Origin of the sequence: Microcoleus sp. w2-18bC1 (assembly GCF_036700365.1) — a bacterium.
Classification (GTDB): domain Bacteria; phylum Cyanobacteriota; class Cyanobacteriia; order Cyanobacteriales; family Microcoleaceae; genus Microcoleus.
The window spans coordinates 72,060-97,496 of sequence record NZ_JAUBOS010000002.1 but is presented as its reverse complement, the minus strand read 5'-3'; the positions used below and the strand labels follow the sequence as shown (position 1 = coordinate 97,496).

Sequence of the window (25,437 nt, the reverse complement as noted above, 5' to 3'; positions counted from 1 at the left end):
GGTGAATAATTACTGCCTAGGTGAAAGGGTTCTGTAACTTGTCTGTTACATTATATAGATTTTGGGTAGCTAAAATTACGAGTTAGTTGAGATTAATCCTCCATCTTCTGCAATAATTTTTAATGTATATTTTAAGATTAGCTTACCTACTCTTTTTGAGCTATGAGCGATCGAGCCACTGAAACCAAAACCCTCGATCGGCACGAGTGCCGCGCCTGCGGCTACGTCTACGATCCGAAAAAAGGGAATCCTAAAAATGACATTGCCCCTGGCACGGCTTTTGAAGATTTGCCCCAAACTTGGGTCTGTCCCGTTTGCGGGGCGCGCAAGTCGGTGTTTCAAAATCTCGGTCAGCAGGAAGGGGTATCGGGATTTAAGGCAAATCAGCGCTACGGTGTCGGTGTCAACGGCATGACCGAAGGTCAGAAAAGTTTGCTGATTTTTGGCGGCTTGGTCGTTGGTTTCTTGTTTTTACTTAGTATGTATGGTTTGCAGTAAAACGATTGTGAGATTTTGGCAACGAATTGTAATGTTATTGGCCGCTGCGCTCATCTGTACGAGTTGCAGCACCATCGGTTCTGTGAGTTACAACCCCTGGCAAGTGATTTCCTTGCCGACGGAAGCTAATTTGCAGGATATTGCCTTTACGGGCAATCCTCAGCACGGCTGGGTTGTGGGTTCTGAGGCGACTCTGCTCGAAACCCTTGACGGTGGCACTAGCTGGAAGTCTATAGCACTGGATATCGACGATCCTCGATCGCGTTTTGCCTCGGTGAGTTTTTCGGGTTCCGAAGGCTGGATTGTCGGCCAGCCTTCTGTTTTGCTCCACACGAACGATGAGGGCAAGTCTTGGACGCGGATTGCTTTGAGCAGTCAGTTGCCAGGTTCTCCGAGTACGATCGCAGCTTTGGGCCCGAATTCCGCCGAAATGACGACCGATGTCGGGGCGATTTACCGGACTTCTGACGGCGGCAAAAATTGGAAAGCTGTCGTCCAGGATTCTTTTGGGGTAGTTCGCAATATCAACCGTTCTGAAGACGGGCAGTATGTTGCGGTTTCCTCGAAGGGCAATTTCTACTCGGTGTGGAAACCAGGACAAGAAGCTTGGGAACCTCACAACCGCAATAGTTCTCGCCGCCTGCAAAATATGGGCTTTACCAAGGACGGGCGTTTGTGGATGCTCGCCCGCGGCGGTCAAATTCAGTTTAGTGACCCGTCCAATCCTGAAGGTTGGGGAAAACCGTTTTTTCCCGATCGCAAGGCGAGTTGGGGTTTGCTGGACATGGCTTACCGGACTGATAATGAAGTTTGGGTAGCCGGCGGCGGCGGCAATTTGCTGTGCAGTTTGGACGGCGGGAAAACTTGGCTAAAAGACCGCGAAGTTGAAGATGTTCCGGCTAATTTTTACAGGATTGTCTTTATGGGCCCCGATCGCGGATTTGTGATCGGCGCGAGCGGTACTTTACTTAAATATCAAGGTTCCGCGCAAGCTGCTTGATAGTAGAATAGTAATAGAGATTGTCTGTCAATTTGTTGTTGAAAGGAGGATTCTAAATGGCTGGTACAACTGGAGAACGTCCGTTTGGGGACATTATTACAAGTATCCGTTATTGGGTAATTCACAGCATCACCATTCCGGCTTTGTTTATTGCTGGATGGCTGTTTGTGCAAACGGGTTTGGCTTACGATGCTTTCGGAACTCCTCGCCCTAACCAGTATTTCACACAGCAGCGGGAAGAAGTGCCGATTATTTCGGATCGCTTTGAAGCTAAGAAACAAGTAGATCAGTTCATTAACGCCAAGTAATTTAACAAGGATTTGGAAAAATGACGAGCAGAACCCCAAATAATGAGCCAATTTCGTATCCGATTTTTACGGTGCGCTGGTTGGCAGTTCATACTTTAGGTGTCCCAACAATTTTCTTTTTGGGCGCGATCGCAGCAATGCAATTTATTCAACGATAGGAGTTTACAATGCCTGAGCGCGTTCCTAATCCCAACGAGCAGCCTGTTGAGTTAAACCGGACTTCTTTGTATTTGGGTTTGTTGCTGATTTTTGTTTTGGGTATTTTGTTTTCCAGTTATTTCTTTAATTAACTGGTGTCTGAGTTTGCTTTCGATAGTTCCATCGAATTTGTTTAGCTGTAAATTAGTGAGGTGATGGCTATGTTTAGTGAAAGTGGCAGAATTCCTTTGTGGCTGGTAGCTACTGTTGCAGGCCTCGGTGTTCTCAGCATTGTGAGTCTTTTCTTCTACGGTGCTTATGCCGGTTTGGGTTCTTCGATGTAAGGAGAATCAAGCTGATTTTCGGCTTTTAACCCCCCTTTTTCAAGGGGGGTTTTAATTATGCGAATTGTGTTGGTAAATCGGGGATAACTGTTATCGATAGTGTGAATTTTTTGGCCAGTTTATGATATAAGTTCCGGTGGCACCGGAATTATTGTTGACTGTTGACTGTTGACTGTTAACTCGGGGTCGAAAAACTGAATGATAGTTGAGTCTTGACTGTTGATTCCATTTTACAATTCCGATGCTAGCGGAGTTGATATGAGAATTTAATCCGGCGTTGTCAGATGAAGATTTTTGGTGGTTGGGTGGAGATTTGCTCAATCAACTGCTGGCATTGCGGGTTCACCAATAACCCCAAAATCGAGCGCCACTAGCCGACGATCGCTAAGAGAGTGTGAGCCGATCGTGAAATTAGCCAAAAGTTGCGAGTAGAATGGTGCAAGAGCCGATCGCTCGATCGTAGTGCACAGCGAAATATGACCCCACCGCCGCCGCCCCGCAAACCTCAAACCGTCTTGGGTGCGATTACCCAAGCAGTCCAGACTATTGCTAAGGTTAATTTTAACCAGCTAGCGCTGAAACCTAATGCCAAAGTACCCGAATTGTGGGTACAGGATGCTGGTGCAGCTAAAGCTGAGGTTTATCCGCTGTTGGGCGATCGATATTTGTTAGGTCGATCGTCCAAATCTTCAGATATTGTAGTTCGCAATCCCGTTGTCAGTCACGTGCACTTATCCCTGTCGCGCGATACTCGGCGGCGGACTCCTTTTGTCATCAAAGATGAAGACTCCACAAACGGTATTTACAATGGCAAAAGGCGAGTTAAAAGTATGTCCCTGCGTCACGGAGACGTGTTCACTTTAGGGCCGCCGGAACTAGCCGCCGCTGTCAGAATTCAGTACGTATATCCGCCGCCTTGGTATTTGCAACTTGTGCGTTACAGCTTTTACAGCGTCAGCGGAATCACCGCTTTGATTGCCGTGTTGGTAGGCATGGAATCGACAAAGTTTCAAGTGAGGCCTCTGCCAAGAAGTATCAATGGCCCCGTGATTGTTTACGCCCGCGATGGGCAAACTCCCCTGCGTCCTCCTCAGAATAACGCTCACTTAGAATTAAAGCAATTACAGGATTTTTCGCCTTATTTATCCAAGGCGGTACTTGCTTCGGAAGACAGTCGCTACAATTGGCATTTGGGAGTAGATCCGATCGGAGTTTTGCGCGCGCTTTTGACCAACGTTCGCGGGGGAGGAATTCGCGAAGGCGGAAGCACTGTGACGCAGCAGTTAGCGAGAAGTTTGTTTCGAGATTATGTGGGAACTCAAGATTCGGCAGGACGTAAGTTACGGGAAGCTGTAGTTGCGTTGAAACTGGAGAATTATTACAGCAAAGATGAGCTGTTGCTGACTTATTTAAATCGGGTGTTTTTGGGAATTGACCTTTACGGTTTTGAGGATGCGGCTCGGTTTTATTTTGGGAAGTCGGCGAGGGATTTAACTTTGTCAGAGGCGGCAACTTTGGCAGGGATTTTGCCTGCTCCCAACAGTTTTAATCCGATTCAAAATTATCAGTTGGCGGTACAGTACCGCGATCGAGTGATCGAACGGATGCGGGCACTGGGGACGGTTTCTCAGGAAGAAGCCGATCGCGCAAGGCGATCGCGAATTGAGATCAATCCTAAAGCCCGCCAATATCTGCAAAGTACGATCGCTCCTTATTTCTACAGTTATGTATTTGACGAATTGGAGTTTTTGCTGGGGGAGCAGTTAGCCAGAGAAGGCAATTTTATTGTAGAAACAGGTTTGAATCCCGGCCTGCAAAAAGTGGCTGAAGCTTCCCTCAGAAATGCTGTTGAAAATGCCGGAGCCAGTGCAGGTTTTTCTCAAGGAGCCGTGGTAACTCTCAATAGTACAACCGGGGAAGTCTTAGCTTTAGTTGGGGGCGTAGATTACTTGAAAAGTCAGTTTAATCGGGCTACTCAAGCTTTGAGACAGCCTGGTTCTACATTTAAGATTTTCACCTATGCAGCGGCCCTGGAACGGGGAATCTCACCCGATAAAACTTATTCTTGCGCTCCCCTTTCCTGGGGCGGACAAAGTTACAGCGGCTGCGAAAGAACCAGCGGCAGTGCGGATATGTATCGGGGTTTAGCACAGTCGGAAAATGCAGTTGCTTTGAGAATTGCACAAGATGTCGGTTTAGACAATGTAGTGGGAATGGCAAGACGTTTGGGAATTACTTCGGAACTGCGTTCTAACCCTGGTTTAGTATTAGGTGAAAGTGAAGTTAATGTGTTGCAATTAACGGGTGCTTTCGGGGTTTTGGCAAATCGGGGTTTGGGCAATCGCCCCCACGTAATTAAGCGAATTATTGACAGCAGCGATTGCAAAGATCGAAATGATTTTAAGAGTTGCCGGGTGATTTATGAGTATCAAAAAGATGGCATTGCCAATCGGCAGTTAGTTTCGGAAGCCGTAGCGGATACGATGACTGATATGCTGCAAGGTGTTGTGCGGGGAGGTACGGGTAGCAGTGCTGCTTTGGGGTTGGGAGAAGCTGGAAAAACAGGTACGACTAATGATAATAGAGATTTGTGGTTTGTCGGTTATATTCCGAGTCAGCAACTGGTGACTGGAGTTTGGTTGGGAAATGATGATAATTCTCCGACTGGGGGAGGTAGTTCAAATGCCGCTCAGTTGTGGGGGGAATATATGCGGCAGGTGGCGCGTTGAGTCATTAGTCATTAGTCATTAGTCATTAGTCATTAGTCATTAGTTAGTGGTTGGTTGTTAGTTGTTGGCGAGCATAACTAATCGCCAAAAAAGATTTAGCAGTAAGGTGCGCGGCCCGGCGCACCCTACGAGGATTTAGGGGGAATTTCTGCGCTTATCCTAGAGTCTGAGAAACTGGCCGACAGCCAGACAATATTGAGTGCAAATTGACAACATTTCCGATTACCGCGATCGCAGGTGCTGCAAATCCGGCAGCCTCAACTTGCTCTACAATTGTACCCAAAGTCCCAATCAATTCTTCTTGTTCCGGCCGCGTTCCCCAGCGCACTAACGCTATGGGCGTTTCTGCACTCAATTCGGCTGCTGTTAACTGACCGATAATATAAGGCAAATTGTGGATTCCCATGTATACTACAATGGTTTCGGAGCCGCGGGCGATCGCCTGCCAATTTACCTCCGGTCGATATTTGCCCGCTGATTCGTGGCCGGTGACAAAGGTGACAGAGGAACTGTACGATCGATGTGTTAAAGGAATTCCCGCATAAGCAGGGGCAGCAATCCCAGAAGTTACGCCGGGGACTACTTCTACTGACACTCCAGCTTTTACCAACTCTTCCATTTCTTCGCCACCGCGGCCGAAGATAAACGGATCGCCGCCTTTAAGACGAACTACGATCGCATTATCTCCAGCTTTTTCTATCATTAACTGAGTGGTTTCGTCCTGCATTAACGAGTGACGCCCTTTGCGTTTTCCGGCATCAATTCGTTCTGCTTGGGGGTTGATTGCTGCCAAAATTTGAGGGCTGACTAAAGCGTCATAAATCACCACATCCGCACACTCTAACAAAGCTTTTCCCTTCAAGGTCATCAAACCCGGATCTCCGGGCCCCGCACCTACTAAATACACTTTTCCTAAAGACATCTTTCTTGCTTCCTTTACCTCTTCTGTGCCTCTGGGGTTCATTTTTGAATTAAATTCCCAATTAAGTCTGCTAATTGTACACTTGCGCCTAGAGGATTCGCGAGATGAAGTTCCGCCGCAGGAAATTGCTGCTTTAGCTGTGCGACATTTTTGGCGATCGCATCTGTAATTCCTCCATTAAATAAGAAGTATGGCACAATCCCTATTTGCTGCTGTCCACCACGAACCAAACTGTCAATTTGCTCTGACAAACTCGGCTTTACCGACCAATAAGCTGTCAGCGCACCGAGTTTGCTGGCGATTTCCTCAACTGTCGAGTTACCTCCGGGCCGACGGCTGCCATGAGATAATAAAATCCATTTTGGCAATAGCAGATTGGGGAGAAAAGCAACCTCTTCCATCTGACTTTTCACCAATTTTGTTAAGCCTGCTTCCTGGGAACCTAAATGCGGGCGCAATGCAATTTTTAGCTTGTCACCAAAAGTTTGTTGGGCAATTGCCACCTCTGCCGGTATGTCTTCGGCGACGTGAACTCCCGGCAATAAAAATACAGGCAGTATTTGCAATTCTGTCAGTCCCAGCGACAAAGTACGTTCGCCAAAACTGCAAATTTGTTCGTGCAGCGGTGCGGGGCCGAGTTCTAAGGTGGCGGTTGCGACTGCGGGGAATGAGTCAGCCAATGTTTGAGACAGCAGTTGACCTAGGTTTTCCAAAGCTAGTTGGGGTCTGGGGTCACGGCTGCCGTGAGAAACTAATAAATAGGTCGATGATCGCAATTTCAATATAGATTTGATGTTAATGTTCGAGCCGGATTTAAAATAATTATAACACCGTGGGGCGCGTGACTTGAAAAATACTCAACCCTCAACCTGAAGCTTGCGAGTCACGCACCTTTAACAACTAAAGCAAAGTACCCGGCTGGGAAATTAATCAACACAGGGCTTAAATTTTCTAAGCCGCCCACCTTACAAAAGAAGGTGCGCGGCTTAAAAATTACTTACTAGAGGGCTTAAATCTTCTAAGCCACACACCATAAACAACTCACAAATTAACCTTTGGGAGCGGGATCGGCGATGTATTTGAAAGTAGGTTCCGAGTTCCAAGGGCCGCGTTCATCCTTGCCATTTGTGGACAAGTTAAAGTATAGATCTACGGTGTTATCTGGCGGAATGTTGCCGAACATCGGATCGGTGAGTTTACCCAGCGATTCCAGAGCTTTCATGAACATTTGAGTGTGAGAAATTTCGCGAGTCAGCAGAAACTGCAACGTCTTTTTCGTTCCCATATCCGGTGCTAGTTTAATCAACTCTTCGTAAGTTTGGCGGGCTCCTGCTTCCGCGCCGATATCAGCGCGCAAATCGCGCACCACATCCCCGCCTTCGTTGATATAAGCTGCTGTCCAAGCTTGACCTTGGCTGTCCAACAAGTGTGGGCCTATGCCACGCACGGCAAACAAAGTGCTTTTGTAAGCTTCTGTTTGGTCAACGTTTTTGGTGTGCATTTCTATGAGTTGGCCCACCATTTCTAAGTGGCTGAATTCTTCGATAGCAATATCTTGAAGCATATCCTTAATCCCTGGATTTTCACAGTGGAATGACTGCACCCAGTATTGCAAAGCTGCTGTGAGTTCTCCGGTTGCTCCGCCAAACTGTTCTAGCAGCAATTGGGCAAAACGGGGGTTGGCTTCGTCTACTGTGACTGCAGCCATTAATTCTTTTTTATGAAAAAACATGGATCGGTACCTCTTTTTAGTTCGGTTGTTAAAGTCTGAAGGATTGCAGACTTTATCTGTGTTCGCCTTCAGAATCCATTGTGCGACAATCGATCGCACCGAGCCTCGGTCGATGGATACATCTAGCTCGACAAATTTCTCTGCTTTCAGGTAGAGTTTAAATATGAAATTTTACTTAGTGAGTCGGTAGACCAAATTACAATTTACAAGCTGCATTATTGTCGCACTCGGTTAATTTTGCTGACAGGGCATCGAGATGCCGCAGCCACTGAACGCCACCAACCCAAGTGCGAGAGGGGAGGTGTCCGATTGGTGCTTGCTGACTAAATTTAATCTGCCCTAAAGTAGTAGCAGAATTGTAGGTTTGCCAGTTGACCCGATCGCAAAATCTGATATAGTCTCCCTTAACGCTTTCGTAAATCTGTTTTTGGACGCTGAAGCCAAACCGACCTTGACTGTAGTGCAGCCAAAGGCGATCGACTGTTTGCAAATCTTCGCAGGGGATCTGGTAAATTTGGCTAATTTCTAGCTGAGTTCCCGGTTGCTGGGAAAGAGATTGACACATCAAGCCCCAAGTTTCGCGATCGGCTTCTTTCCAATTTTTGTTTGACAAAAAATCTCGCAGTTTGGTATAATTAATTCCCCGGGCAGAAATCAGGGTATGATCTAGATTTGAAATAACAGAGAAGGGAAAATTTTCTGCGGAATTGGCTACGGCATTTGTGGGTAAAATCGGAGAATCAGGAGTTGGTAGCGCGTTGAGATCAGAAGAGTTGTCGCTATGATTAAGAGCAGGAGCGATCGGCTTTTTGGGCGAAAGCAAATGTTGATGGCGAATATCTAAAGCTGCTTTGATATCATCCAAAACTTCCGTAGCAAAACTGTACCGCTGAGTGAGACGAGTTTGTAGCAATTTATCTAAAATTTCACCTAACTCGTCGCTAATACTCGTGGCTTTGGGGAGAAACTCGCGCCACCACCAGCGCTCGTTGTTGCAGTCGTACATATCCAAGGGAGGAACTTGCGTCATCAGGCGAACGCAAGTAACCCCTAAACTGTAAAGGTCGCTAGCAGGAAATACTTTGCCGCGCATTTGTTCGGGAGCTACATAATCTTGACTGCCGATGAGCGTTGCTGAACGGAGTATCGCTGAATCAGTCAGCAGTTTGGCTATGCCGAAATCGATCAATACGAGTTTGTTGTCCGACTGTCTGCGGATAATATTTTCGGGTTTGATATCGCGGTGAATGACGCGCTTGTCGTGGATAAATTGCAGCACGGGCAATAAGTCTTGCAGCAGTTGCCAAATTTGATTTTCATCGTAGACACTCTTGTCTAATTCTTGTTTAAGAGTCTGCCCCTCTATAAACTCTTGAACTAAATAAATATGACCTTCTTGTTCAAAGCAGGCTAATAATGTGGGGATTTGCGGGTGTTGTCCGAGTTCGTCTAAACGGACGCCTTCTTGCCGAAATAATTCAACTGCTTTGTTGAAAATTTCGGGGTCGCGGTCGTAAAAATAAAATTGCTTGACTGCACAGCGGGGTAGAGATGGGATGTCTTCATCAATTGCTAGGAAAGTTTTACCAAATCCGCCTCTACCTAAAAGTTCAATCGGGCGATATCGCTGTCTCAGCAAGAGGTTAAAGCCGCAGTTTAAGCAAAATTTGGCGGTGTGGGAGTTTTGAGGATTTTGACATTCTGGGTTGATACAGTAGCTCATATCGATTTTAGATTTTAGATTTTAGATTTTGGATTGCGGAGAAGAGTTTTTTTTAAACGAACCGCGAAGACGCGAAGCGACGCGAAGGAATAGGGAAAAGAGAAGAGAGAGAAAAGGGATGGTTGATAACTCATGCGGTGTGGGATAAGCTGTCCCGCTTCTGGCGTTGTATTTTTCGGGCGGGCGGGACACCCCACAAGCATTTCATCTGAGATATTGCACCATTCTCAATCAGGCTTTTAGGGGTGGGCTAGAAGATCCCACCCTAAAAGAAATTCATTCTTTGTGGAACAGGCATCTTGCCTGTTCTTAAAAATGGTGTCAGAGGTGAGTTTTATCAAACTGGACTGTAGATGCGCCTGGGCTGATAAGGCTATTTTAATGCGCTGGATCGAATCGGGACGCGGCCAGAGCTGCCGAACCCACGCCCCATGACCGAAAGCATCCAGGATACAAGCCCCCGGGTTCATCCGTGGAGACATAAAAAACCTGTATCCGATAAAGGAGCCCCCGAATTTATCCGTGGGGTCAATTCTAAAATCTAAAATCTAAAATCTAAAATCGATTGAGTGCTGGGGGCGAGATAATTGCCGATCGCCCTGTGCGATCATCGCACAGACCGAAAATTGTGCTAAACTCTTACTGTGCCTGGAATTTAATGCACAATCGATCTGTCCGGTTCAGGGACGCTCAAAAATATTTCAAAATATTTTTGCCTTACCCCTAGACTTGTGCTGAGATCTGGTGCTATAGTTAAAACTGATACGGCGAGCGTAGCCAAGTGGTTAAGGCAGTGGTTTGTGGTACCACCATTCGTGGGTTCAAGTCCCATCGTTCGCCCTTTTGATTCTCCACTGTTTAATACGATCGCCCGTTGCCTGTACGGTAATTTGCGATGCTCTTAGGGTGTGCAGTGCACACCTTAATTTTTTTTGGGATGTCGCGGTTCTGTCGGCACAAGTTCCGATGTGCTAATCTTAAATCCAATCTAAAATCTAAAATCTAAAATCAAAATATGCCATCTTTAGTAACAGAAGATTGGGGATATAAATTTAGTGGCGAGCGCACAATTAATAAGTTTATTCGGGATATAGAAGGAGAAGCGGCTTTAGCGAAATATTGCGATTGGGAATGCAAAGAGCGTGCGGAAATTCTGATGTCGGAGATAGCTGGCAAATCCCACAATCTTTTCTACGTGCGTCGCCAAAAGGTAAATGAGAGATTTTCGGAAGAAGAAATCTGGGAATTGCTGCTTGCTACGGATGGAGATGATTTTGAATTACCCGAATTGTTGCAAAAAGCAGATCGCACTTTGCGGTTGTTAGCAACTGTACGCTGTGAAGACGGAATCGGCGGTTTAAAGCTGCTGGATGCTGGTTTGGTGGCGATTCCCAGAGGGAGGAAAGATGGGTATGCTTTGCCGGTTCAGTTGCGACTTTTGGCTAACAGTAGATCGCCAATTCCTGTAAAGTCGATCGCCCGCGTCCAACAAATGCCATTTTGGGACGACAGACACATACCAACTACCGAACAGCTAAAAGTTTGGCATACTTTTTTAAATGTTGAAAAACGCATCGCGGAAGCGCGTCAATTTTGCGTGCCTTTCCGAGGACACAATTACGGTTCCGGCTTCAAAATCGTCACTTTTGAAATCGATCGTAATTCCGCAACTCTTGATGGCTACGAGGAAAATTCCTTAGAATTGGGCGACTTTCGCGAAAGGCTAAAAAAGGCACGAAATGAAGAAATTATCCTGTTTGATTCCCCCCCCGGAAGCAGAAGCAGCCGCGATGGAGAGACATTGGGTAGCATCGCCGAAATTGACTTTGAACATGGTAAATTACGGATTAAGTTAGATGTTGATTTAGGCGATCGCATGGCGGGCGGCAGATATCAACTGCCGAAACAAGGATTCTTGTATTTTGAGGCTGCGGGCGATATCAGTCAGATCGAACGCAAGAAAAAAGCTTTAAAAATGCTGACCGACGGGCGCGCTCAAAATCCCTATTTGAGCGAGTTTTTATTCGACTCTTCTCAGGCGAGAATGCCGGAAAAACTGATTAAATTGGATCGGGAAAACTTATTAAATCGCAATGCTAATGACGACCAACTTGCCGCCGTAGAAACCGTGCTTTCGGCGCGGGATTTAATTTTGATTCAAGGCCCGCCGGGAACTGGCAAAACGACTGTGATTGCGGAGATTTGCTATCAAATTGCCCGTCAGGGCGGCAAAACGCTCATTGCTTCCCAAGCAAATTTGGCTGTAGACAATGCTTTGAGTCGGTTAGTTCACAATCCGGCGATTCGGGCTTTGCGGAAGGGAAAAGCTCATAAGGTGCAGGAAGAAGGGCAGCCGTTTTTAGAGGAAAATGCGATCGGCACTTGGCTGCAAAATACGGCGACTGACTGCGAACAAAAGCTCTCGCAGCGCCTGACTAATGTCAAATCTTTGCGCCAGTTGGTGGCAGAATCAGAGCGATTTACCGCCTACTGTGCCGCCGAAAGAGATTTTTTTAATGAACTAAAACACCTGCACGACAGCAAAGCAAATATTGAGGAAAAGTGCAACCAACAAGCAGCCGATTATGAACGGAATTTAACCAAAAAAAGCGAGATTGAATGTGTGGTTTCGGGGCTAGAGAATCTACTGGATGCGCCGCAAGTTAACTGGGAATCTCCAGAAGTTGCCGAGTTTATGCCGAGGTTAAAACCCTATTCAGAAGGCAATGTTTTAATAGAAAACTTTATGGCAAATGTTCGGATTGCCACTAGCAATGCTATTCAAATAGGTTTCGATCGCCCTGCTTGCGGCGCGTTTGGGATTGCGGTTTGGCTGCAGGAAACTGTAGCAGCGCAAATATCGGAATTTAAGACAGCATTCGATCGCGCTGATGATATTTGTCACGCTATGTCAACGGTTGCGGAGTCGTTGCGGGTGTCGCGGCAGATGTCGGATGCTGTGAATCAACTCGAATTGGGCGATCGGCAAAATCAGACACACCGCCAAAATCTTGAACAGAAAATCAAGAATTTGGAACTGCGAAAAGCGGAAATTGCAGCAGTTGTTGTCGCCGTTGCACAGTGGATTGAGACAGCAGATACGGGACTTTATGAAGTCGTGAAAAATTGCTGGGAAACGGGCGCAATGCTCACGGATGATATGGTAGAATTGCCCGCAGGATTGTTGAAAATTGCCCGATCGCTCAAATTGCCGATCGTGCCGCCCAAATGCAAAATCAATTTGCCCGATTTGGATCGGTTGCAAAAGGCGGTAGCCCACGAAGAAAGCGCAGGTTTTAAGGATATACAAGGGCAACAGTTCCGGTTTAGCGAGTTTTTGCACCTAAATTTGAGTCAAACGCCGATCGTGCTCTCTGCGGGCGATCGTACACAGTGGCAACAACTCGCCAAAGACTTCGCCAGCTACTCCCAAGTCAGCCAAAGTCAGCGCAAATTTATCATCGAAAAAGCTCGCACTTTCTTAGCTAGCATTCAACAATTTTACAGTGAATCATTGCAGCCAAATCATATCCAGGCTACCTTCGATCGCCTAGTCAAAGAATTGCTGCACAGTATCCTCGCCAATGCCCGTCAGTGCGTGGTTCCCCTGAAAACCGAAACCGAACAGCAGCTTATCAAACAGCAACAGTTATTAGATAAAATCGGTCAAACCTTGAGCCAGCAGGAAATAGCCGCCGCTAAACTTCAGGTAGAAACAGCGCAGCAAGAGGCTAACTTAAAAATTAGCGAAGTTACTAATTTGTTGCAAGCAATTGTCCAGCAGCCCCATGTACCTGAAAAATTGCGGATTTTATCCGAACAATATCTCGCCCAAAAATCGAATATTTGGGAGCAGCCGCAGCAGTTTGTCAAGCAAGTTGAGGCTTGGAAAGCAAGCGCGCTTCAGCTTGAAAAATCCATTGCTGAGTTAGATCCTTTTGGGGTTTTGGAAACCATCAAAAACACCCTTGACGAGCATTTCTCCCCGCTACAAATTGCGGCTGCAACTTCGCAGCAGCAACTCGCTCAACTTCAAGCAGAGTTAAGCGAAATTAACGCTCAACTCCAACAGCAGCAACCAACACCAGCATTACTTCTTGAGAGAAATTGGTGGGAGTCAGTATGGCAAACTATCCCCAGTCAATACCAGCCCGAAGTTCCGAATACAGGATTATTTAGTGTAGCTTTTCTGAACAAAATTAACCGTTTATTCAAAACCTGGCAGCGGAAATTAGAGCAAGAAGAAACCGCCCTAAATCGTTCTCAAAACTTTGTAACTGATTGGATTCAAAAACTCCGCAATCCATCAGAAAAAGACCGCAACGATTTAAAGCAAATTTATATTGACAATGCCAACGTAATCGGCATTACTTGCGTGCAAGCTGCCAGTTTCGATTTTACTAAAAACTTTCCCAGCTTTGATGCAGTCATCATTGACGAAGTTAGCAAATGCACTCCCCCAGAGTTATTAATTCCCGCTTTGAAAGGCAGAAAGTTAGTATTAGTGGGCGATCACCGACAATTGCCGCCGATGTTTAATCAAAGTACGATCGACGATATTGCCGAAGACATCGGCTGTACCGGAGACGAACTTAGCTTTATCAAAGAATCGCTGTTCAAAGTTTTGTTTGAAAATGCCAGCGACAGCATCAAAAAAATGCTGACAACTCAGTATCGAATGCACCCACAAATCATGGGCGCAATCAATCAGTTTTACCAGCAAAAGCTCAACTGTGGCATTCAGGAAGCTGACACAAAACGCGCCCACAACCTCGCAGGTAGAATCATTCAAGAAAATAATCACATTCTGTGGGTGAAAACGCCGATCGGACAAGGGTTTGAAGAGGAAAAACAGGGTACTTCGCGGTGGAACGTCAAGGAGATTGATGCGATCGAGCGTTTGTGCGAACAAATGGACACAGCTTGGCGGCCCAAAGTTGCCGAGGGTGAACCGCCAAAAGAAATCGGAATCATCACTTTTTATGCTGCTCAATTAAATGCAATTAAAGACAGAATCGAAGGCGATAGATTCCCTGCTTTGAGTATCCGCACTGGTACGGTTGACATATTTCAAGGCATGGAAAGACCTGTAATTATTGTCAGCACTGTGTGTAATAATGTTAGGGGCGATATTGGATTTGCTAAGGAACCAGAACGGGTGAATGTGGCATTTTCCCGGGCTCAAGAATTGCTAGTAGTTGTCGGCTGCCACGATTTATTTACCCAACAAACAGGTACAGTGGGGAAAATGTATCAGGAAGTTTCAAAAACGGTGCGTCACTGCGGAGGTTTTGTAGATGTCTCTAGCGTCCTCAACTAAACCAATTGACTCGAATTTAAGTTCGCTAGCCGAACAGATTGAGCAACAAAATCCGGGTTTGTCGGTGTTGGCGGCGCGTCAATTCCGCTTTGCAATCCGCCAAACTCCGCTGGAGGTGGCGATTAGCGAACCGCGCGAGTTTAACGTGTTGGAAGAGTTCATTTTGCGGGCGGGCGTTGAGTTTGAACCTGCGCCAACTTTGAAGGAATTGGCGGATTTGCTGGGTTTGGATGAGATTTTTGTGAAGACTACGGCGGCGACTCTGGTTAGTTTGGAAAGCTTGGAGGTGGCTGAAAATGGGCAAATTGCGATCGCCCCGCAAGGTAGAGATTTTTTTGCTAAAGGTGCGGTTAGTCGATCGCAAATTCAATCAATTTATGCCATTTCCGATCCGCTGAATCAAACTCTTACCTTTAAATTTGATCCTTTAGCGACAGAATCGGTCAACTTGCCAGATTTAGCAGATTTAATATCCCTAGAACATAAAATTACAGACCTTGCGGATTTAAGTATAGCAGAAATCCAGCCGTTAATTCAAGCTTCCGGCTTAGGAATTCACGTCCCAGAAAACGGCAAAATTGTCTCTGCTTGCGATGTCGTCGGCGACGATTTAGATATTTGGCAAACAGTCTCGATTTTTGTGTTGATAGATGCGATCGAAAATAAAACTACTATTCAAGTCCGACAGGGAAAGCAAATATTAGAAACAGCTTCAAACTTGCTAAACGAACTCGAATCGCAGCAAAAACTTTCCTTAAACGACTTGTGTAAAGTAACCCCAGACACCGCACAGCAAGAATCAGAGACAATCCCCGTCCAGAAAACTCCTAAAAAGCCATCTAAGAAGAAACCCAAGTAAACGATATGATGAGAGCTAAAGTCCTGATTACGAAGTGGTTTGTCGTAAAGACTACAGTCCTGATTAACTGATATCTTGCACCAGGCTCAATTACTTTTTTAGGAACGGGCAAGATGCCCGTTCCACAATAAAATCAAATTTTGTGGAACGGGCATCTTGCCCGTTCTTGACAAGAGTACAACATATAACTATTAACCCACAAATGAGGTGATTGTATAAGGGACAGACTAGATCAATATCGTCAATACCTTCAGACATTAATGAGCCGTTATTCTAAAAAAGTTTTAGACGGCTCTTTAGCAACTAAATTTGGCTGCATTCCCGCCGAAAAACCGAATTCCGCCTCTCGACGGCGCACCCCCATCAATTCAGCGCGAGTGACGGGCTGCGTAGGTTTAAAAGTTCCATCTTGATAGCTGCTAACTATCTTGTTGTCCCGTGCAAATAGAAGTTTTCCGGCACTCCAGTGGGAAATAGGAACGTCGCTATAGGGAGGGATAGAAACATAGCTAGGAAATGTGATATTAGCACCTTGTATTCATTTCAAGGATTCCCAAACTAAAGATACCAATTGCTCTCTGGTAACAGCAAGTTGTGGTCGAAAGGTATTATCTTGAGAAAACCCGGCTACAAACCCCAGGTCCACAGCTTCTTTAATTTCGGAAGCGTAGATATCATCGGTAGCTATCTCCGAATTGTAGAAAAGGCAGTATTGCCTACGGTATTGGTATTTCCTGCGGTATTGGCTGCGGTATTGGTATTTCCTGCGGTATTGGCTGCGGTGATAGCTGCGGTATTGGCTGCGGTGTTGGCTGCGGTGTTGGTATTGGTATTGGTATTGGCTGCGGTATTGCTTCGGTATTGCCTCCGGTATTGCCAATTTCTCCCGGTGCGGATTGATTGGTAGTGAAATAAAAGTGGCCTAATGTGCGGCCTTGGTAAGCTCTTTTACTCAAGCGCCAAGCAGGATCGAGACTGATTTTCATGAAGTCGTTAACATCGCCGTTTGTGCGACCGATAACCACCGATTTACCTTGGTAATCTACCGGAGTTCCAATTAGTAAAACATTGCCATCAACAGTTTCCAAAGTTAGGGTGTATTTTAATGCTAAATCTGTGCCTGCCATGCGAATTGAAAAGCCGTTGCTGTCGGTTGCGCGGCCACAAATACCCGTGAAATCAAAACTAACTAATAAGGGATCGACTTTCACGGGATTAGAGCCACTTTCGCTCCAGCATTTTCGCGTGTCAGAGACTTGTTCTAGAACTAGCAATTGGTAGCCGCCGAAAGGGCGGGGTTGGGCGATGACAATTACTCGGTCTTGGTTAATGTCGGTTTCGTCAAAAGTAAATGCTTTAGCCGAACCGATCGCCCCAAGTGTTAAAATTGCTGAACCTGCCAGTGCGGCCACTGTTCGTACAAGTGAATGTTTCATGATTTTTCCCTATTGGCTCCTTATGGTGATGAGACTTATCTAGAATATAAAAAAGTCGCCCTCTTCAGACAACAAGATAGAATTTTACCATCTCTTGTTCCGGTGATACCAAGTGCGATCGATCGCCGATCGTCACATTGGTTCGTAGTGAAAACTCAACTCCGAGCGAATTTTATGAGGACTTGAGTCCTCCCTACAAAGTTATAAGCGTTATTTTACCGAGGAACTTGATAAGCTGTTCGACCTCTAAATTGTATTTTCCGGGCGGGCGCGACGCCCAATCCACAAGAATTTGATGGGACTTGAGAGTAAAAGTTAGATGAGACTGGGCTGATTACTTGCGGGAAATGATCGCACTCTTCACAAAAAAATGGTGCGTTACACTCTTGTTAACGCACCCTAAAACAAACATTCAAAAACTGTCTTTGCCCTCTAGCGGAACATACTGCTAACAGAACTATCTTCGTGAATCCGCCAAATAGTTTCTCCGAGCAAATTGGCTACCGAAAGCACCGTCAACTGCTGAAAACGGTTCTCTTCAGGCACAGGAATTGTATTCGTAACAATTACCTCTTCCAAAACCCCGCTAGACAAACGCTCGATCGCCGGAGGCGAAAACACCGCATGAGTAGCACAAGCATAAACCTGCCTCGCACCCTCGCGGCGCAACAATCTCGCACCTTCAGAAATCGTGCCGGCAGTATCGATCATGTCGTCCACCAACACAGCAGTTTTGCCCCTGACATCACCGATAAGATTCATCACTTCTGCCACGTTGTGAGCTTGGCGGCGCTTGTCAATAATTGCCAGGGGAGCATCACCAAGCTTTTTGGCAAAAGCTCTCGCCCTAGCGACTCCGCCAACATCCGGCGAAACCACAACAATATCCGTCAATTGCTTGCTCGCCAGATAATCTAAAAGCACCGGCGAACCGTAAACGTGATCGAAAGGAATGTCAAAATAACCTTGAATCTGAGCCGAGTGCAAATCCATCGCCAAAATGCGACCGGCCCCAGCTTCCGTAATCAAATTAGCCACTAATTTTGCAGTAATCGACTCTCTTCCGGCCGTTTTGCGGTCAGCCCTAGCATATCCGTAATAGGGGATGACGGCAGTAATTTGTCTGGCCGAAGCGCGGCGACAAGCATCGATCATAATTAACAATTCCATGAGGCGATCGTTTACCGGACAGCAAGTTGGCTGAATCAAGTAAACATCGCAACCCCGAATCGATTCTTGAATTTGAACGTAGAGTTCCCCATCAGCAAACCGCTTGCGAACCATCGGCCCCAAATCAATCCCCAGATAGCGAGCCACCTCTTGGGCGAGGGGAATATTAGCAGAACCGGAGAACAGCCGCAGACGGTCATGAGCGGAAACCGGCGGCTCGGGAAGCGGAAGCGGTAAAGTAGCAGAACGGATCACAGCAGGCCTCTTGCAGGACGTTTATTCCATCGCTATCTTACCATCTGAAACTAGAAATATTCAGCCAATTTTTTAATAGATTTAACTTTCGGGGCGGCCACAAGTGTGAAGTTAGGCGAATTGAATAGGACTTGCAGAAATATGTCCAACAAATCCGGTTTCTACCCCACATTCGGTATCCTTAACGGTCAGAATCGGTTTTTACTTATTTTTATCCAGCAATAAAACTATGAATTATACTTGAATACCGTACATTAACGGATATAAAACTTTTTAAAGGCATAATTTATTACTGTAAAGATAGAGTTTTCTGCGTAATTATGCTGTATGACACGCCAGGGTGTGGAATGTGGGTTGTAGCGAACTCTGTACTGGCAGAAGTACGATCGCACTTGTGTCCCTGCGTCTAAAAATTCTGGCGAGAGTCAATTTAGGGCTGAGGCTGGAAGTCTAGCCACCCAAAATTCAGCCGAAAGCCGAAGGCATCGGGGTTCAATGCGATAAAAAAGCCACCAACAGGCAATAAACTTGAAAAATACTGTAAAAAAAGTTAAGAATCGGAAGCATACTTCAGATTTTTGATATCGGGCAAAGCAAGGTAGAAATCGATGAGCTTAAGAGAACGCATTGACGAAGAAATCAAAGCAGCCATGAAGTCCAAGGACAAAGTTCGCTTGGAAACAGTTCGCGGCATCAAGAAATTTATTCTCGAAAAAGAAGTCAGCCTTCGTCCCTCTGGCCAAGAGACGCTGACAGAAGCTCAAGAAATGGAAATTTTGATGCAAATAGCCAAACAGCGCCGGGATTCGATCGAACAATACCGCAAAGGTGGCCGCGAAGATTTAGTGGCACAAGAGGAGGCGGAGTTAGCAATTGTTGAAGAGTATTTGCCACCCCAGATGTCAGACGAAGAGGTGAGTCAAGTCGTTGACGAAGTGATTGCCTCGGTTGGCGCTACTTCTGCAAAAGATATGGGCAAGGTGATGGGCAAGGCAATGCAGCAGCTTAAGGGCAAAGCAGACGGTAACAGAATTCAAGACATGGTGAAAGCAAAGCTTAACAGTTGACAGTTGGCAGTTGACAGTTGGCAGTTGACAGTTGGCAGTTGACAGTTGCCAGTAGTCAGTTGACAGTAGTCAGTTGACAGTAGTCAGTTGACAGTTGGCAGTTGACAGTTGCCAGTAGTCAGTAGACATCTCGCATAAATCATCTCAAGCTTTATAGAGATGTATGGGTTAGGCCGGGGGGCGACAATTTATTAGGGCTAAGACCAAAAAACCCGGTTTCTACGAAAAATCGTGCATTTCTTCCTTGAGATATTGACGCAGAAACCGGGTTTTTGATCGGATATGCAGGTGGCAACCTCTGTGTTTTCGTGAAAAAACCCGGTTTCTGACCATCCTGGCGTCCAAGAATGTCAAAAAAATGTAAAATACTAACTTTGGTCGGGACTGGGGACTACAGAGAGTGAAGTATGCTCAAGAGCATTAAAGACCTAGCATTACTAAGTCTGTGAGCGATCGTCTATTTTTTAACAGTTTCAGCTTAAACTTATGCAGCCACCTATTGCTATTGGAACTCTCCTACAAAACCGCTACCGCTTGGTGAATATTTTAGGTCAAGGAGGATTTGGCCGGACTTATTTAGTAGAAGATTTGGGACGGTTTCAAGAACGCTGCGCCCTGAAGGAATTGATCCCGGTGCAAAGCGGGCCTTACGTTTTGGAAAAATCGAAGGAATTGTTTCAAAGAGAGGCGGCAATACTTTACCAAATTGGGCACCCACAAATTCCCCAGTTTCGGGCAATATTTGAAGAGAACCAGCGTTTGTTTTTAGTGCAGGATTACGTGGAAGGGATGACTTACCGCGAACTAATGCTCGATCGAACTTCAAATGGTCGCAGCTTCACCGAAGCCGAAGTCTTGGTATTCATCCGGCAAATGCTGCCGGTACTGGCTCACATCCACGCCCGCGGCATCATCCACCGCGACATCTCCCCAGAAAATATCATCCGGCGGGAAAACGACCAGTTGCCGGTGCTGATTGACTTTGGAGTGGTGAAGGAACTCGCCACCAAAGTCCAGTCTCCCGAAGGAACAGCCCACGCGACAACAGTCGGTAAAATCGGCTACGCGCCGATGGAACAGTTGCAAAGCGGGCGGGCAACAGCCAGCAGCGACCTCTACGCTTTAGCTGTAACGGCGATCGTCCTGCTGACAGGCAAAGAACCGCAGGAATTGCTCGATCAAACAACGCTGCAGTGGAATTGGCAGCAACAAGCGCAGGTGAGCACAGGTTTGGCTTTGGTTCTCAATCGGATGTTGAGTCGGTCTCCGGGCGATCGATATCAATCTGTCAGCGAAGTCGCCCAAGCACTCGACGCCCAAACTAATCCTAAACCTAGCCAGCCAACTGTACCGCCCGCGCAGCCAGCAGTGGTGCCGCCAAATCCTTCGCTAATAGCAACGGTGGCCGTGGGCAGACCGCCCGAGCCCGCCGCCCAGAGTTCCCACCCCCAAAAAAACCAACCAGACCCGTTAATTGAGCCTGCTGCCGACACTTTTTGGGACAATCCCATTGCTGCGATCGGACTGCTGGCGGGCTTAGTAATCTTGACGGGCTTCGGTTCATGGGCTTTAGTCGGCTCATTTCTCAACAATTCGCGCCCCAAACCCACTCCGACAGGGCCAGCACTGACAAGTCCAACGCCGACACTAACTCCGATACCAAACCCGCTACCTTTACCAACCCCAACCCCACAACCTTTACCAACCCCAACCCCGCAACCTTTGCCGGAACCAAGCCCAGAACCTTTGCTGGAACCAACCCTAGAACCTTTGCCGGAACCGAGCCCAGAACCTTTGCCGGAACCGAACCCAGAACCTTTGCCGGAACCGAGCCCAGAACCTTTGCCGGAACCCAGCCCAGAACCAAGCCCAGCGCCAACTCCGACACCAAAACCGACGCCAGCGCCGGCTCCAGCGCCCAAACCGGCGCCCAAACCGGCGCCCGCACCAACACCCGCACCCAAACCAACTCCCGCGCCGTCCCCAACACCCGCACCAACACCCGCACCAACACCCGCACCGTCGCCGGAACCGGCCCCAACACCCGCACCGTCGCCGGAACCGGCTCCAACTCCCGCACCAACACCGGAACCGGCTCCAACACCCGCACCGTCGCCGCAACCGGAACCGGAACCCGCGCCGTCACCGGAACCAGCACCAACACCCGCACCATTGCCCGAACTCTAAACTTCTGGCAAAATTCCCCTAGACTGAGGTTGATGCCAATTAATTGTTAGCTATTTGCCAATGAACTCGCTGCTAATTGCTGGAACTGATACCGACGCGGGCAAAACTGTTTTGACCAGCGCTCTGGCTGCTTATTGGCAAATGTATTTTCCCGATCGCAGTTTGGGAATTATGAAACTCATGCAAACGGGAACGGGCGATCGCGAACTCTACACCCGTTTGTTTCCCCTCGACCAATCCCCCGAAGAACTCAATCCGCTGCACTTTGATGCGCCTTTAGCACCACCGATTGCTGCGGAACGGGAGGGGAGACGTATTGAACTCGAAAAGGTCTGGACGGCTTGGCAAAGCCTCTCGGAGCGCAAGGATTTTGTGTTGGTGGAAGCTTTGGGAGGGCTGGGCTCGCCTGTAACGTGGGAACTGACTGTAGCCGATATTGCCAGGGATTGGCGGCTGAGGGGGGTTTTGGTAGTACCTGTGAAGTTGGGGGCGATCGGGCAAGCTGTGGCGAATGTTGCTCTCGCCAGACACACTGGTTTTAAGCTGAGAGGAATTGTGCTTAATTGCGTTAAAGCTTATTCTGAACAAGAAATTGCCGATTTAGCGCCCGTTGATTTGATCCAGTCGCTGACTCAAATACCTGTGTTGGGTATTTTGCCGCATTTAGATGACCCAACTGACCTTGCTAAATTAGCTAAAATTGCTTCAGATTTAGATTTAGAACGGTTACTGCCAGGGGTTAATTTAGTTGCTCAGACTTCTAAATAACCCTATTCTCAACACCTCTCTTTCTCATTCCTCTCTTCCTCTGCGTACTCTGCGTCCTCTGCGGTTCATTTAAAAAAAATCTCCTGCACAACTCAGATAAGAATGAAGAAGATTTTCTTTTAACCGCAGAGAGCGCAGAGAGCGCAGAGAAAGAGAAGAGAGAGTTTCACAAATTATTCGGGTTTGCTATAATTAGTGATTACCATTTATTAAGTGATTAAATCTAAAACCTCATCAAAAAAAAAGGAGAATAAAACATGGTTTCTACTGTACCAAATTTAACCTCTGTCGATTTATCTCAATTGCGGCTGGAAATTAGAAATTTGCAGCCTCAGCTAGTCGAATGGCGTCGCCTTTTGCATCAAAAACCGGAGTTGAGTTTTGATGAAAATTTAACGGCGCAGTTTATCTCACAAAAGTTGCAGGAATGGGGAATAGATCATGAAACTAATATTGCTAAAACTGGTATTGTCGCCACTATAGACAGCGGCAAACCGGGGCAGGTTTTGGCAATTCGGGCGGATATGGATGCTTTGCCTATTCAAGAAGAAAATGAGGTGGATTATCGATCGCAGCATGATGGAATTATGCACGCTTGCGGTCACGATGGCCACACTGCGATCGCCCTTGGTACTGTTTGTTATCTGGCCAAGCACAAACACAGCTTTTCGGGTAAAGTAAAATTTATATTTCAGCCCGCCGAAGAAGGGCCAGGGGGGGCAAAACCGATGATTGAAGCGGGAGTTTTGAAGAATCCTGATGTTGATGCGATCGTCGGCTTGCATTTGTGGAACAATCTACCTTTGGGCACTGTAGGCGTTCGCAGCGGCGCGCTGATGGCGGCTGTCGAAGTTTTTGACTGCACGATTTTTGGCAAAGGCGGGCACGGCGCAATGCCACATCAGACTGTGGACTCGATCGTAGTTACAGCCCAAATTGTCAGCGCTTTGCAGGCAATTGTCGCGCGGAACATTGACCCGATCGACTCAGCGGTAGTAACTGTCGGCAAATTCCACGCAGGCCACACCCACAACGTCATTGCCGACACCGCTCAAATCGGTGGCACGGTGCGCTATTTCAATCCAGTATATCAAGGTTATTTTGCAAACCGAATCGAGCAAGTAATTGCCGGAATTTGTCAAAGTCACGGGGCAAATTACCAATTAGATTATTGTGCGCTTTATCCGCCAGTTATTAATGATTCGAGAATAGCTGAATTGGTGCGCGGCGTTGCAGAATTAGTTGTCGAAACTCCTGCAGGAATCGTTCCCGAATGTCAAACAATGGGCGGCGAGGATATGTCGTTCTTTTTGCAAGAAGTTCCCGGTTGCTATTTCTTTTTGGGTTCAGCAAATCCAGAGAAAAACTTGGCTTACCCGCACCATCACCCACGCTTTGATTTTGATGAAACTGCGCTGGGGATGGGTGTAGAAATGTTTGTGCGGTGTGTGGAAAAGTTTTGTGTCATGTAAATCAGGCTTTTAGGGGTGGGCTAGAAGCCCAACCCACCACAAAATTTAGTTTTTCTAGAACAAGCAAATTCATGTCTTGTGGAACAGGCATCTTGCCTGTTCTTCAGAATGGTACAACATCTCACATCTTGCACCATTCTCGATAAGCATTTTATGGGCGGGCTAGCAGCCCACCCTACAAGAAAATTTAGTTTTTCTAGAACAAGCAAATTCATATCTTGTGGAACAGGCATCTTGCCTGTTCATGAGAATGGTACAACATCTCAGATATTACCGAGTTTGGAAGATATTCTGCACCATTTTCTTATCTACACTCGCCGCCGCCTTATCCAATTCGGCAATCTCCCCGGAGTTTAACTCCCAGCCCAAAGCACCAATATTATCCCTCGCCTGTGCCGCAGATTTCGCCCCCGGAATCGGAATAGTTTCTTTGCAGATGCACCAGTTAATTGCTATCTGGGAAACAGTCTTGTTTCTGAATGTCGCTATTTCTCGCAAACACTCCAAAAGCGATCGCATTCCCGGAAGTAGCTGCTTGCACGCCAAACCTCGGATACCTTTAGGAAGAGAGCCGTTTTCGGAATATTTACCCGTCAGCAACCCCAAGGCTAGAGGACTGTAAGCAATCAATTTTATTCCCAATTCATCGCAAACATCTTTCAATCCGAGTTCTGTCACCGGATAGGTGGAAAGTAGCGAATATTGCACTTGTAAAGTAACAATAGGAATTTGGCGATCGCTAAATTTCCGATGCACCCATTTCAGCCGTTTCGGCCCGTAATTAGACAAGCCCACTCCCTTGACCAATCCTTGCTCATAAAGGTCAGCCAAACCATCTAAAAGAGCACCCTCTTGCCAAGGAGCGTAATTGGCTGTAGACCAGTGCATTTGCACCAAATCTACATTTTTTCCGAGGCGCGCCGCAGAGGCTTTGCCAGCCGATATCATTGATTGTCGCGTCAGTCTCCAAGGATAAGCAGCCAGTTTTGTCGCAATACAAATACTGTCTTTGTTTGCACCTTGATATTGTTGAGAAAATTCCCCCAAAAGCTGCTCGCTGCGTCCGTTTAATTTCCCTGTTCCGTAAGAGTCGCCGGTATCGAATAAAGTGACGCCGTTACTAACACAAAGATTGAAAACGGCTTGCAATTCCTCGTCCATACTTTCATTGTAGCCCCAGAGGAATCTGTTGCCCCATGCCCAAGTGCCGCAGCCCATTTTTGGCAGTAAAAGTTTTTGGTTAGTTGGCATTTTTATTGATGGTAGTTGTTGGTAATATGGATATTTTATAGGAACATAACTCGGTATCGCCTAGCCCCCAGTAGAGCTGTTTCATTCTGCCACAGGCCGCCAGGGACTCAAGTCCCTGTCTAATAGCATAAGTCGGTTAAAACCGACTCAAATAGTAATTTCAATTTTGAAAATTAGAGTTACACATATATTCAGCGCTAACTCTATACAAAAACAGCTTTGATAGAATTGCTACAGTCGTCTAAAGACGACTTCAGC

22 protein-coding genes, 1 tRNA gene and 1 pseudogene are annotated in these 25,437 nt (G+C 46.8%); 15 read left to right on the top strand and 9 right to left on the bottom strand.

The genetic code is table 11. The features are described from left to right. Positions 1-162: 162 nt before the first annotated feature. The 7 genes from QT979_RS02545 to QT979_RS02515 all read left to right on the top strand — a co-directional run bounded on the left by QT979_RS02545 (position 163) and on the right by QT979_RS02515 (position 5,017). Entirely contained in the window at positions 163-498 is a 336-nt protein-coding gene (locus QT979_RS02545; protein ID WP_333307973.1) for a rubredoxin, read from the top strand. Next, positions 485-1,498: a photosynthesis system II assembly factor Ycf48 gene (locus QT979_RS02540; protein ID WP_333070732.1), complete on the top strand. Its 1,014-nt coding sequence runs from the start codon at positions 485-487 to the stop codon at positions 1,496-1,498. Before QT979_RS02545 ends, QT979_RS02540 begins: the two co-directional genes overlap by 14 nt. A gap of 56 nt (positions 1,499-1,554) precedes the next feature. After that, positions 1,555-1,806, top strand: coding sequence for a cytochrome b559 subunit alpha (psbE, locus tag QT979_RS02535; protein WP_333139432.1), 252 nt, complete (start codon positions 1,555-1,557; stop codon positions 1,804-1,806). Positions 1,807-1,826: 20 nt separating this feature from the next. Then, positions 1,827-1,964 carry a cytochrome b559 subunit beta gene (psbF, locus tag QT979_RS02530; protein ID WP_006635504.1) on the top strand — a complete coding sequence of 46 codons (138 nt, stop codon included), beginning with the start codon at positions 1,827-1,829 and terminating at the stop codon, positions 1,962-1,964. A gap of 9 nt (positions 1,965-1,973) precedes the next feature. Next, on the top strand, positions 1,974-2,096 hold the full coding sequence (locus tag QT979_RS02525) for a photosystem II reaction center protein L (protein WP_015176850.1): 123 nt from the start codon (positions 1,974-1,976) through the stop codon (positions 2,094-2,096). Between the two features lie 69 nt (positions 2,097-2,165). Then, on the top strand, positions 2,166-2,288 hold the full coding sequence (locus tag QT979_RS02520) for a photosystem II reaction center protein J (RefSeq protein WP_006635506.1): 123 nt from the start codon (positions 2,166-2,168) through the stop codon (positions 2,286-2,288). A gap of 476 nt (positions 2,289-2,764) precedes the next feature. Continuing rightward, a complete protein-coding gene (locus tag QT979_RS02515; RefSeq protein WP_333307970.1) occupies positions 2,765-5,017 on the top strand; it encodes a transglycosylase domain-containing protein in 2,253 nt (750 codons plus the stop codon). Between the two features lie 154 nt (positions 5,018-5,171). On the opposite strand, the gene cobA is transcribed toward QT979_RS02515, so the two are convergent. From cobA to QT979_RS02495, 4 genes are all read right to left on the bottom strand, one after another. Further along, the gene (gene cobA / locus QT979_RS02510; protein ID WP_333307968.1) at positions 5,172-5,981 is read right to left on the bottom strand and encodes a uroporphyrinogen-III C-methyltransferase; all 810 of its coding nucleotides are present in this window, start codon (positions 5,979-5,981) and stop codon (positions 5,172-5,174) included. Beyond that, positions 5,978-6,721, bottom strand: coding sequence for a sirohydrochlorin chelatase (locus QT979_RS02505; RefSeq protein WP_333307966.1), 744 nt, complete (start codon positions 6,719-6,721; stop codon positions 5,978-5,980). Before QT979_RS02505 ends, cobA begins: the two co-directional genes overlap by 4 nt. A 266-nt stretch (positions 6,722-6,987) precedes the next feature. After that, complete coding sequence (locus QT979_RS02500; RefSeq protein WP_333107647.1) at positions 6,988-7,671, bottom strand: manganese catalase family protein; 684 nt, start codon at positions 7,669-7,671, stop codon at positions 6,988-6,990. A gap of 196 nt (positions 7,672-7,867) precedes the next feature. Beyond that, complete coding sequence (locus QT979_RS02495; RefSeq protein WP_333307964.1) at positions 7,868-9,394, bottom strand: serine/threonine-protein kinase; 1,527 nt, start codon at positions 9,392-9,394, stop codon at positions 7,868-7,870. A gap of 767 nt (positions 9,395-10,161) precedes the next feature. Here QT979_RS02495 and QT979_RS02490 point away from each other — a divergent pair. The 4 genes from QT979_RS02490 to QT979_RS02475 all read left to right on the top strand — a co-directional run bounded on the left by QT979_RS02490 (position 10,162) and on the right by QT979_RS02475 (position 15,986). Next, a tRNA-His gene (locus tag QT979_RS02490) sits at positions 10,162-10,234 on the top strand. Between the two features lie 175 nt (positions 10,235-10,409). Further along, a complete protein-coding gene (locus QT979_RS02485; RefSeq protein WP_333307962.1) occupies positions 10,410-14,714 on the top strand; it encodes an AAA domain-containing protein in 4,305 nt (1,434 codons plus the stop codon). Then, positions 14,692-15,573, top strand: a complete 882-nt coding sequence (locus QT979_RS02480) for a hypothetical protein (protein WP_333213815.1) — start codon at positions 14,692-14,694, stop codon at positions 15,571-15,573. The genes QT979_RS02485 and QT979_RS02480 overlap by 23 nt, the downstream gene beginning before the upstream one ends. A gap of 260 nt (positions 15,574-15,833) precedes the next feature. Next, entirely contained in the window at positions 15,834-15,986 is a 153-nt protein-coding gene (locus QT979_RS02475) for a hypothetical protein (RefSeq protein ID WP_333213817.1), read from the top strand. A gap of 11 nt (positions 15,987-15,997) precedes the next feature. On the opposite strand, the pseudogene QT979_RS02470 reads toward QT979_RS02475, so the two are convergent. From QT979_RS02470 to QT979_RS02455, 4 genes and pseudogenes are all read right to left on the bottom strand, one after another. Continuing rightward, a pseudogene (locus QT979_RS02470) lies at positions 15,998-16,048 on the bottom strand (hypothetical protein); the annotation flags it as partial. Between the two features lie 63 nt (positions 16,049-16,111). Continuing rightward, positions 16,112-16,246, bottom strand: coding sequence for an S-layer homology domain-containing protein (locus tag QT979_RS02465; protein WP_333308096.1), 135 nt, complete (start codon positions 16,244-16,246; stop codon positions 16,112-16,114). Positions 16,247-16,289: 43 nt separating this feature from the next. Next, positions 16,290-17,009, bottom strand: coding sequence for a DUF3747 domain-containing protein (locus QT979_RS02460; protein WP_333213819.1), 720 nt, complete (start codon positions 17,007-17,009; stop codon positions 16,290-16,292). Between the two features lie 432 nt (positions 17,010-17,441). Continuing rightward, entirely contained in the window at positions 17,442-18,434 is a 993-nt protein-coding gene (locus tag QT979_RS02455) for a ribose-phosphate pyrophosphokinase (RefSeq protein WP_333213821.1), read from the bottom strand. Positions 18,435-19,042: 608 nt separating this feature from the next. Between QT979_RS02455 and QT979_RS02450 the strand changes: the two genes are divergently transcribed. The 4 genes from QT979_RS02450 to QT979_RS02435 all read left to right on the top strand — a co-directional run bounded on the left by QT979_RS02450 (position 19,043) and on the right by QT979_RS02435 (position 23,928). Next, a complete protein-coding gene (locus tag QT979_RS02450; protein WP_006635515.1) occupies positions 19,043-19,501 on the top strand; it encodes a GatB/YqeY domain-containing protein in 459 nt (152 codons plus the stop codon). Between the two features lie 486 nt (positions 19,502-19,987). After that, positions 19,988-21,688 carry a serine/threonine-protein kinase gene (locus QT979_RS02445; protein ID WP_333307960.1) on the top strand — a complete coding sequence of 567 codons (1,701 nt, stop codon included), beginning with the start codon at positions 19,988-19,990 and terminating at the stop codon, positions 21,686-21,688. Positions 21,689-21,748: 60 nt separating this feature from the next. Then, positions 21,749-22,456 carry a dethiobiotin synthase gene (gene bioD / locus QT979_RS02440; protein ID WP_333213825.1) on the top strand — a complete coding sequence of 236 codons (708 nt, stop codon included), beginning with the start codon at positions 21,749-21,751 and terminating at the stop codon, positions 22,454-22,456. A gap of 257 nt (positions 22,457-22,713) precedes the next feature. After that, complete coding sequence (locus tag QT979_RS02435; protein ID WP_333307958.1) at positions 22,714-23,928, top strand: M20 family metallopeptidase; 1,215 nt, start codon at positions 22,714-22,716, stop codon at positions 23,926-23,928. Positions 23,929-24,198: 270 nt separating this feature from the next. Here QT979_RS02435 and QT979_RS02430 read toward each other — a convergent pair whose 3' ends face one another. Beyond that, positions 24,199-25,179, bottom strand: coding sequence for an aldo/keto reductase (locus tag QT979_RS02430; RefSeq protein WP_333307956.1), 981 nt, complete (start codon positions 25,177-25,179; stop codon positions 24,199-24,201). Positions 25,180-25,437 lie beyond the last annotated feature (258 nt).

What these genes read in the sequence shown, in the direction of transcription:
- psbE (WP_333139432.1), top strand. Translation starts at nt 1,555, where the DNA reads ATGGCTGGTACAACTGGAGAACGTCCGTTTGGGGACATTATTACAAGT.
- QT979_RS02545 (WP_333307973.1), top strand. Translation starts at nt 163, where the DNA reads ATGAGCGATCGAGCCACTGAAACCAAAACCCTCGATCGGCACGAGTGC.
- bioD (WP_333213825.1), top strand. Translation starts at nt 21,749, where the DNA reads ATGAACTCGCTGCTAATTGCTGGAACTGATACCGACGCGGGCAAAACT.
- QT979_RS02540 (WP_333070732.1), top strand. Translation starts at nt 485, where the DNA reads ATGGTTTGCAGTAAAACGATTGTGAGATTTTGGCAACGAATTGTAATG.
- QT979_RS02525 (WP_015176850.1), top strand. Translation starts at nt 1,974, where the DNA reads ATGCCTGAGCGCGTTCCTAATCCCAACGAGCAGCCTGTTGAGTTAAAC.
- QT979_RS02475 (WP_333213817.1), top strand. Translation starts at nt 15,834, where the DNA reads ATGAGCCGTTATTCTAAAAAAGTTTTAGACGGCTCTTTAGCAACTAAA.
- QT979_RS02430 (WP_333307956.1), bottom strand. Translation starts at nt 25,179, where the DNA reads ATGCCAACTAACCAAAAACTTTTACTGCCAAAAATGGGCTGCGGCACT.
- QT979_RS02485 (WP_333307962.1), top strand. Translation starts at nt 10,410, where the DNA reads ATGCCATCTTTAGTAACAGAAGATTGGGGATATAAATTTAGTGGCGAG.
- QT979_RS02495 (WP_333307964.1), bottom strand. Translation starts at nt 9,394, where the DNA reads ATGAGCTACTGTATCAACCCAGAATGTCAAAATCCTCAAAACTCCCAC.
- cobA (WP_333307968.1), bottom strand. Translation starts at nt 5,981, where the DNA reads ATGAACCCCAGAGGCACAGAAGAGGTAAAGGAAGCAAGAAAGATGTCT.
- QT979_RS02480 (WP_333213815.1), top strand. Translation starts at nt 14,692, where the DNA reads ATGTCTCTAGCGTCCTCAACTAAACCAATTGACTCGAATTTAAGTTCG.
- QT979_RS02435 (WP_333307958.1), top strand. Translation starts at nt 22,714, where the DNA reads ATGGTTTCTACTGTACCAAATTTAACCTCTGTCGATTTATCTCAATTG.
- QT979_RS02445 (WP_333307960.1), top strand. Translation starts at nt 19,988, where the DNA reads ATGCAGCCACCTATTGCTATTGGAACTCTCCTACAAAACCGCTACCGC.
- QT979_RS02515 (WP_333307970.1), top strand. Translation starts at nt 2,765, where the DNA reads ATGACCCCACCGCCGCCGCCCCGCAAACCTCAAACCGTCTTGGGTGCG.
- QT979_RS02500 (WP_333107647.1), bottom strand. Translation starts at nt 7,671, where the DNA reads ATGTTTTTTCATAAAAAAGAATTAATGGCTGCAGTCACAGTAGACGAA.
- psbF (WP_006635504.1), top strand. Translation starts at nt 1,827, where the DNA reads ATGACGAGCAGAACCCCAAATAATGAGCCAATTTCGTATCCGATTTTT.
- QT979_RS02460 (WP_333213819.1), bottom strand. Translation starts at nt 17,009, where the DNA reads ATGAAACATTCACTTGTACGAACAGTGGCCGCACTGGCAGGTTCAGCA.
- QT979_RS02520 (WP_006635506.1), top strand. Translation starts at nt 2,166, where the DNA reads ATGTTTAGTGAAAGTGGCAGAATTCCTTTGTGGCTGGTAGCTACTGTT.
- QT979_RS02450 (WP_006635515.1), top strand. Translation starts at nt 19,043, where the DNA reads ATGAGCTTAAGAGAACGCATTGACGAAGAAATCAAAGCAGCCATGAAG.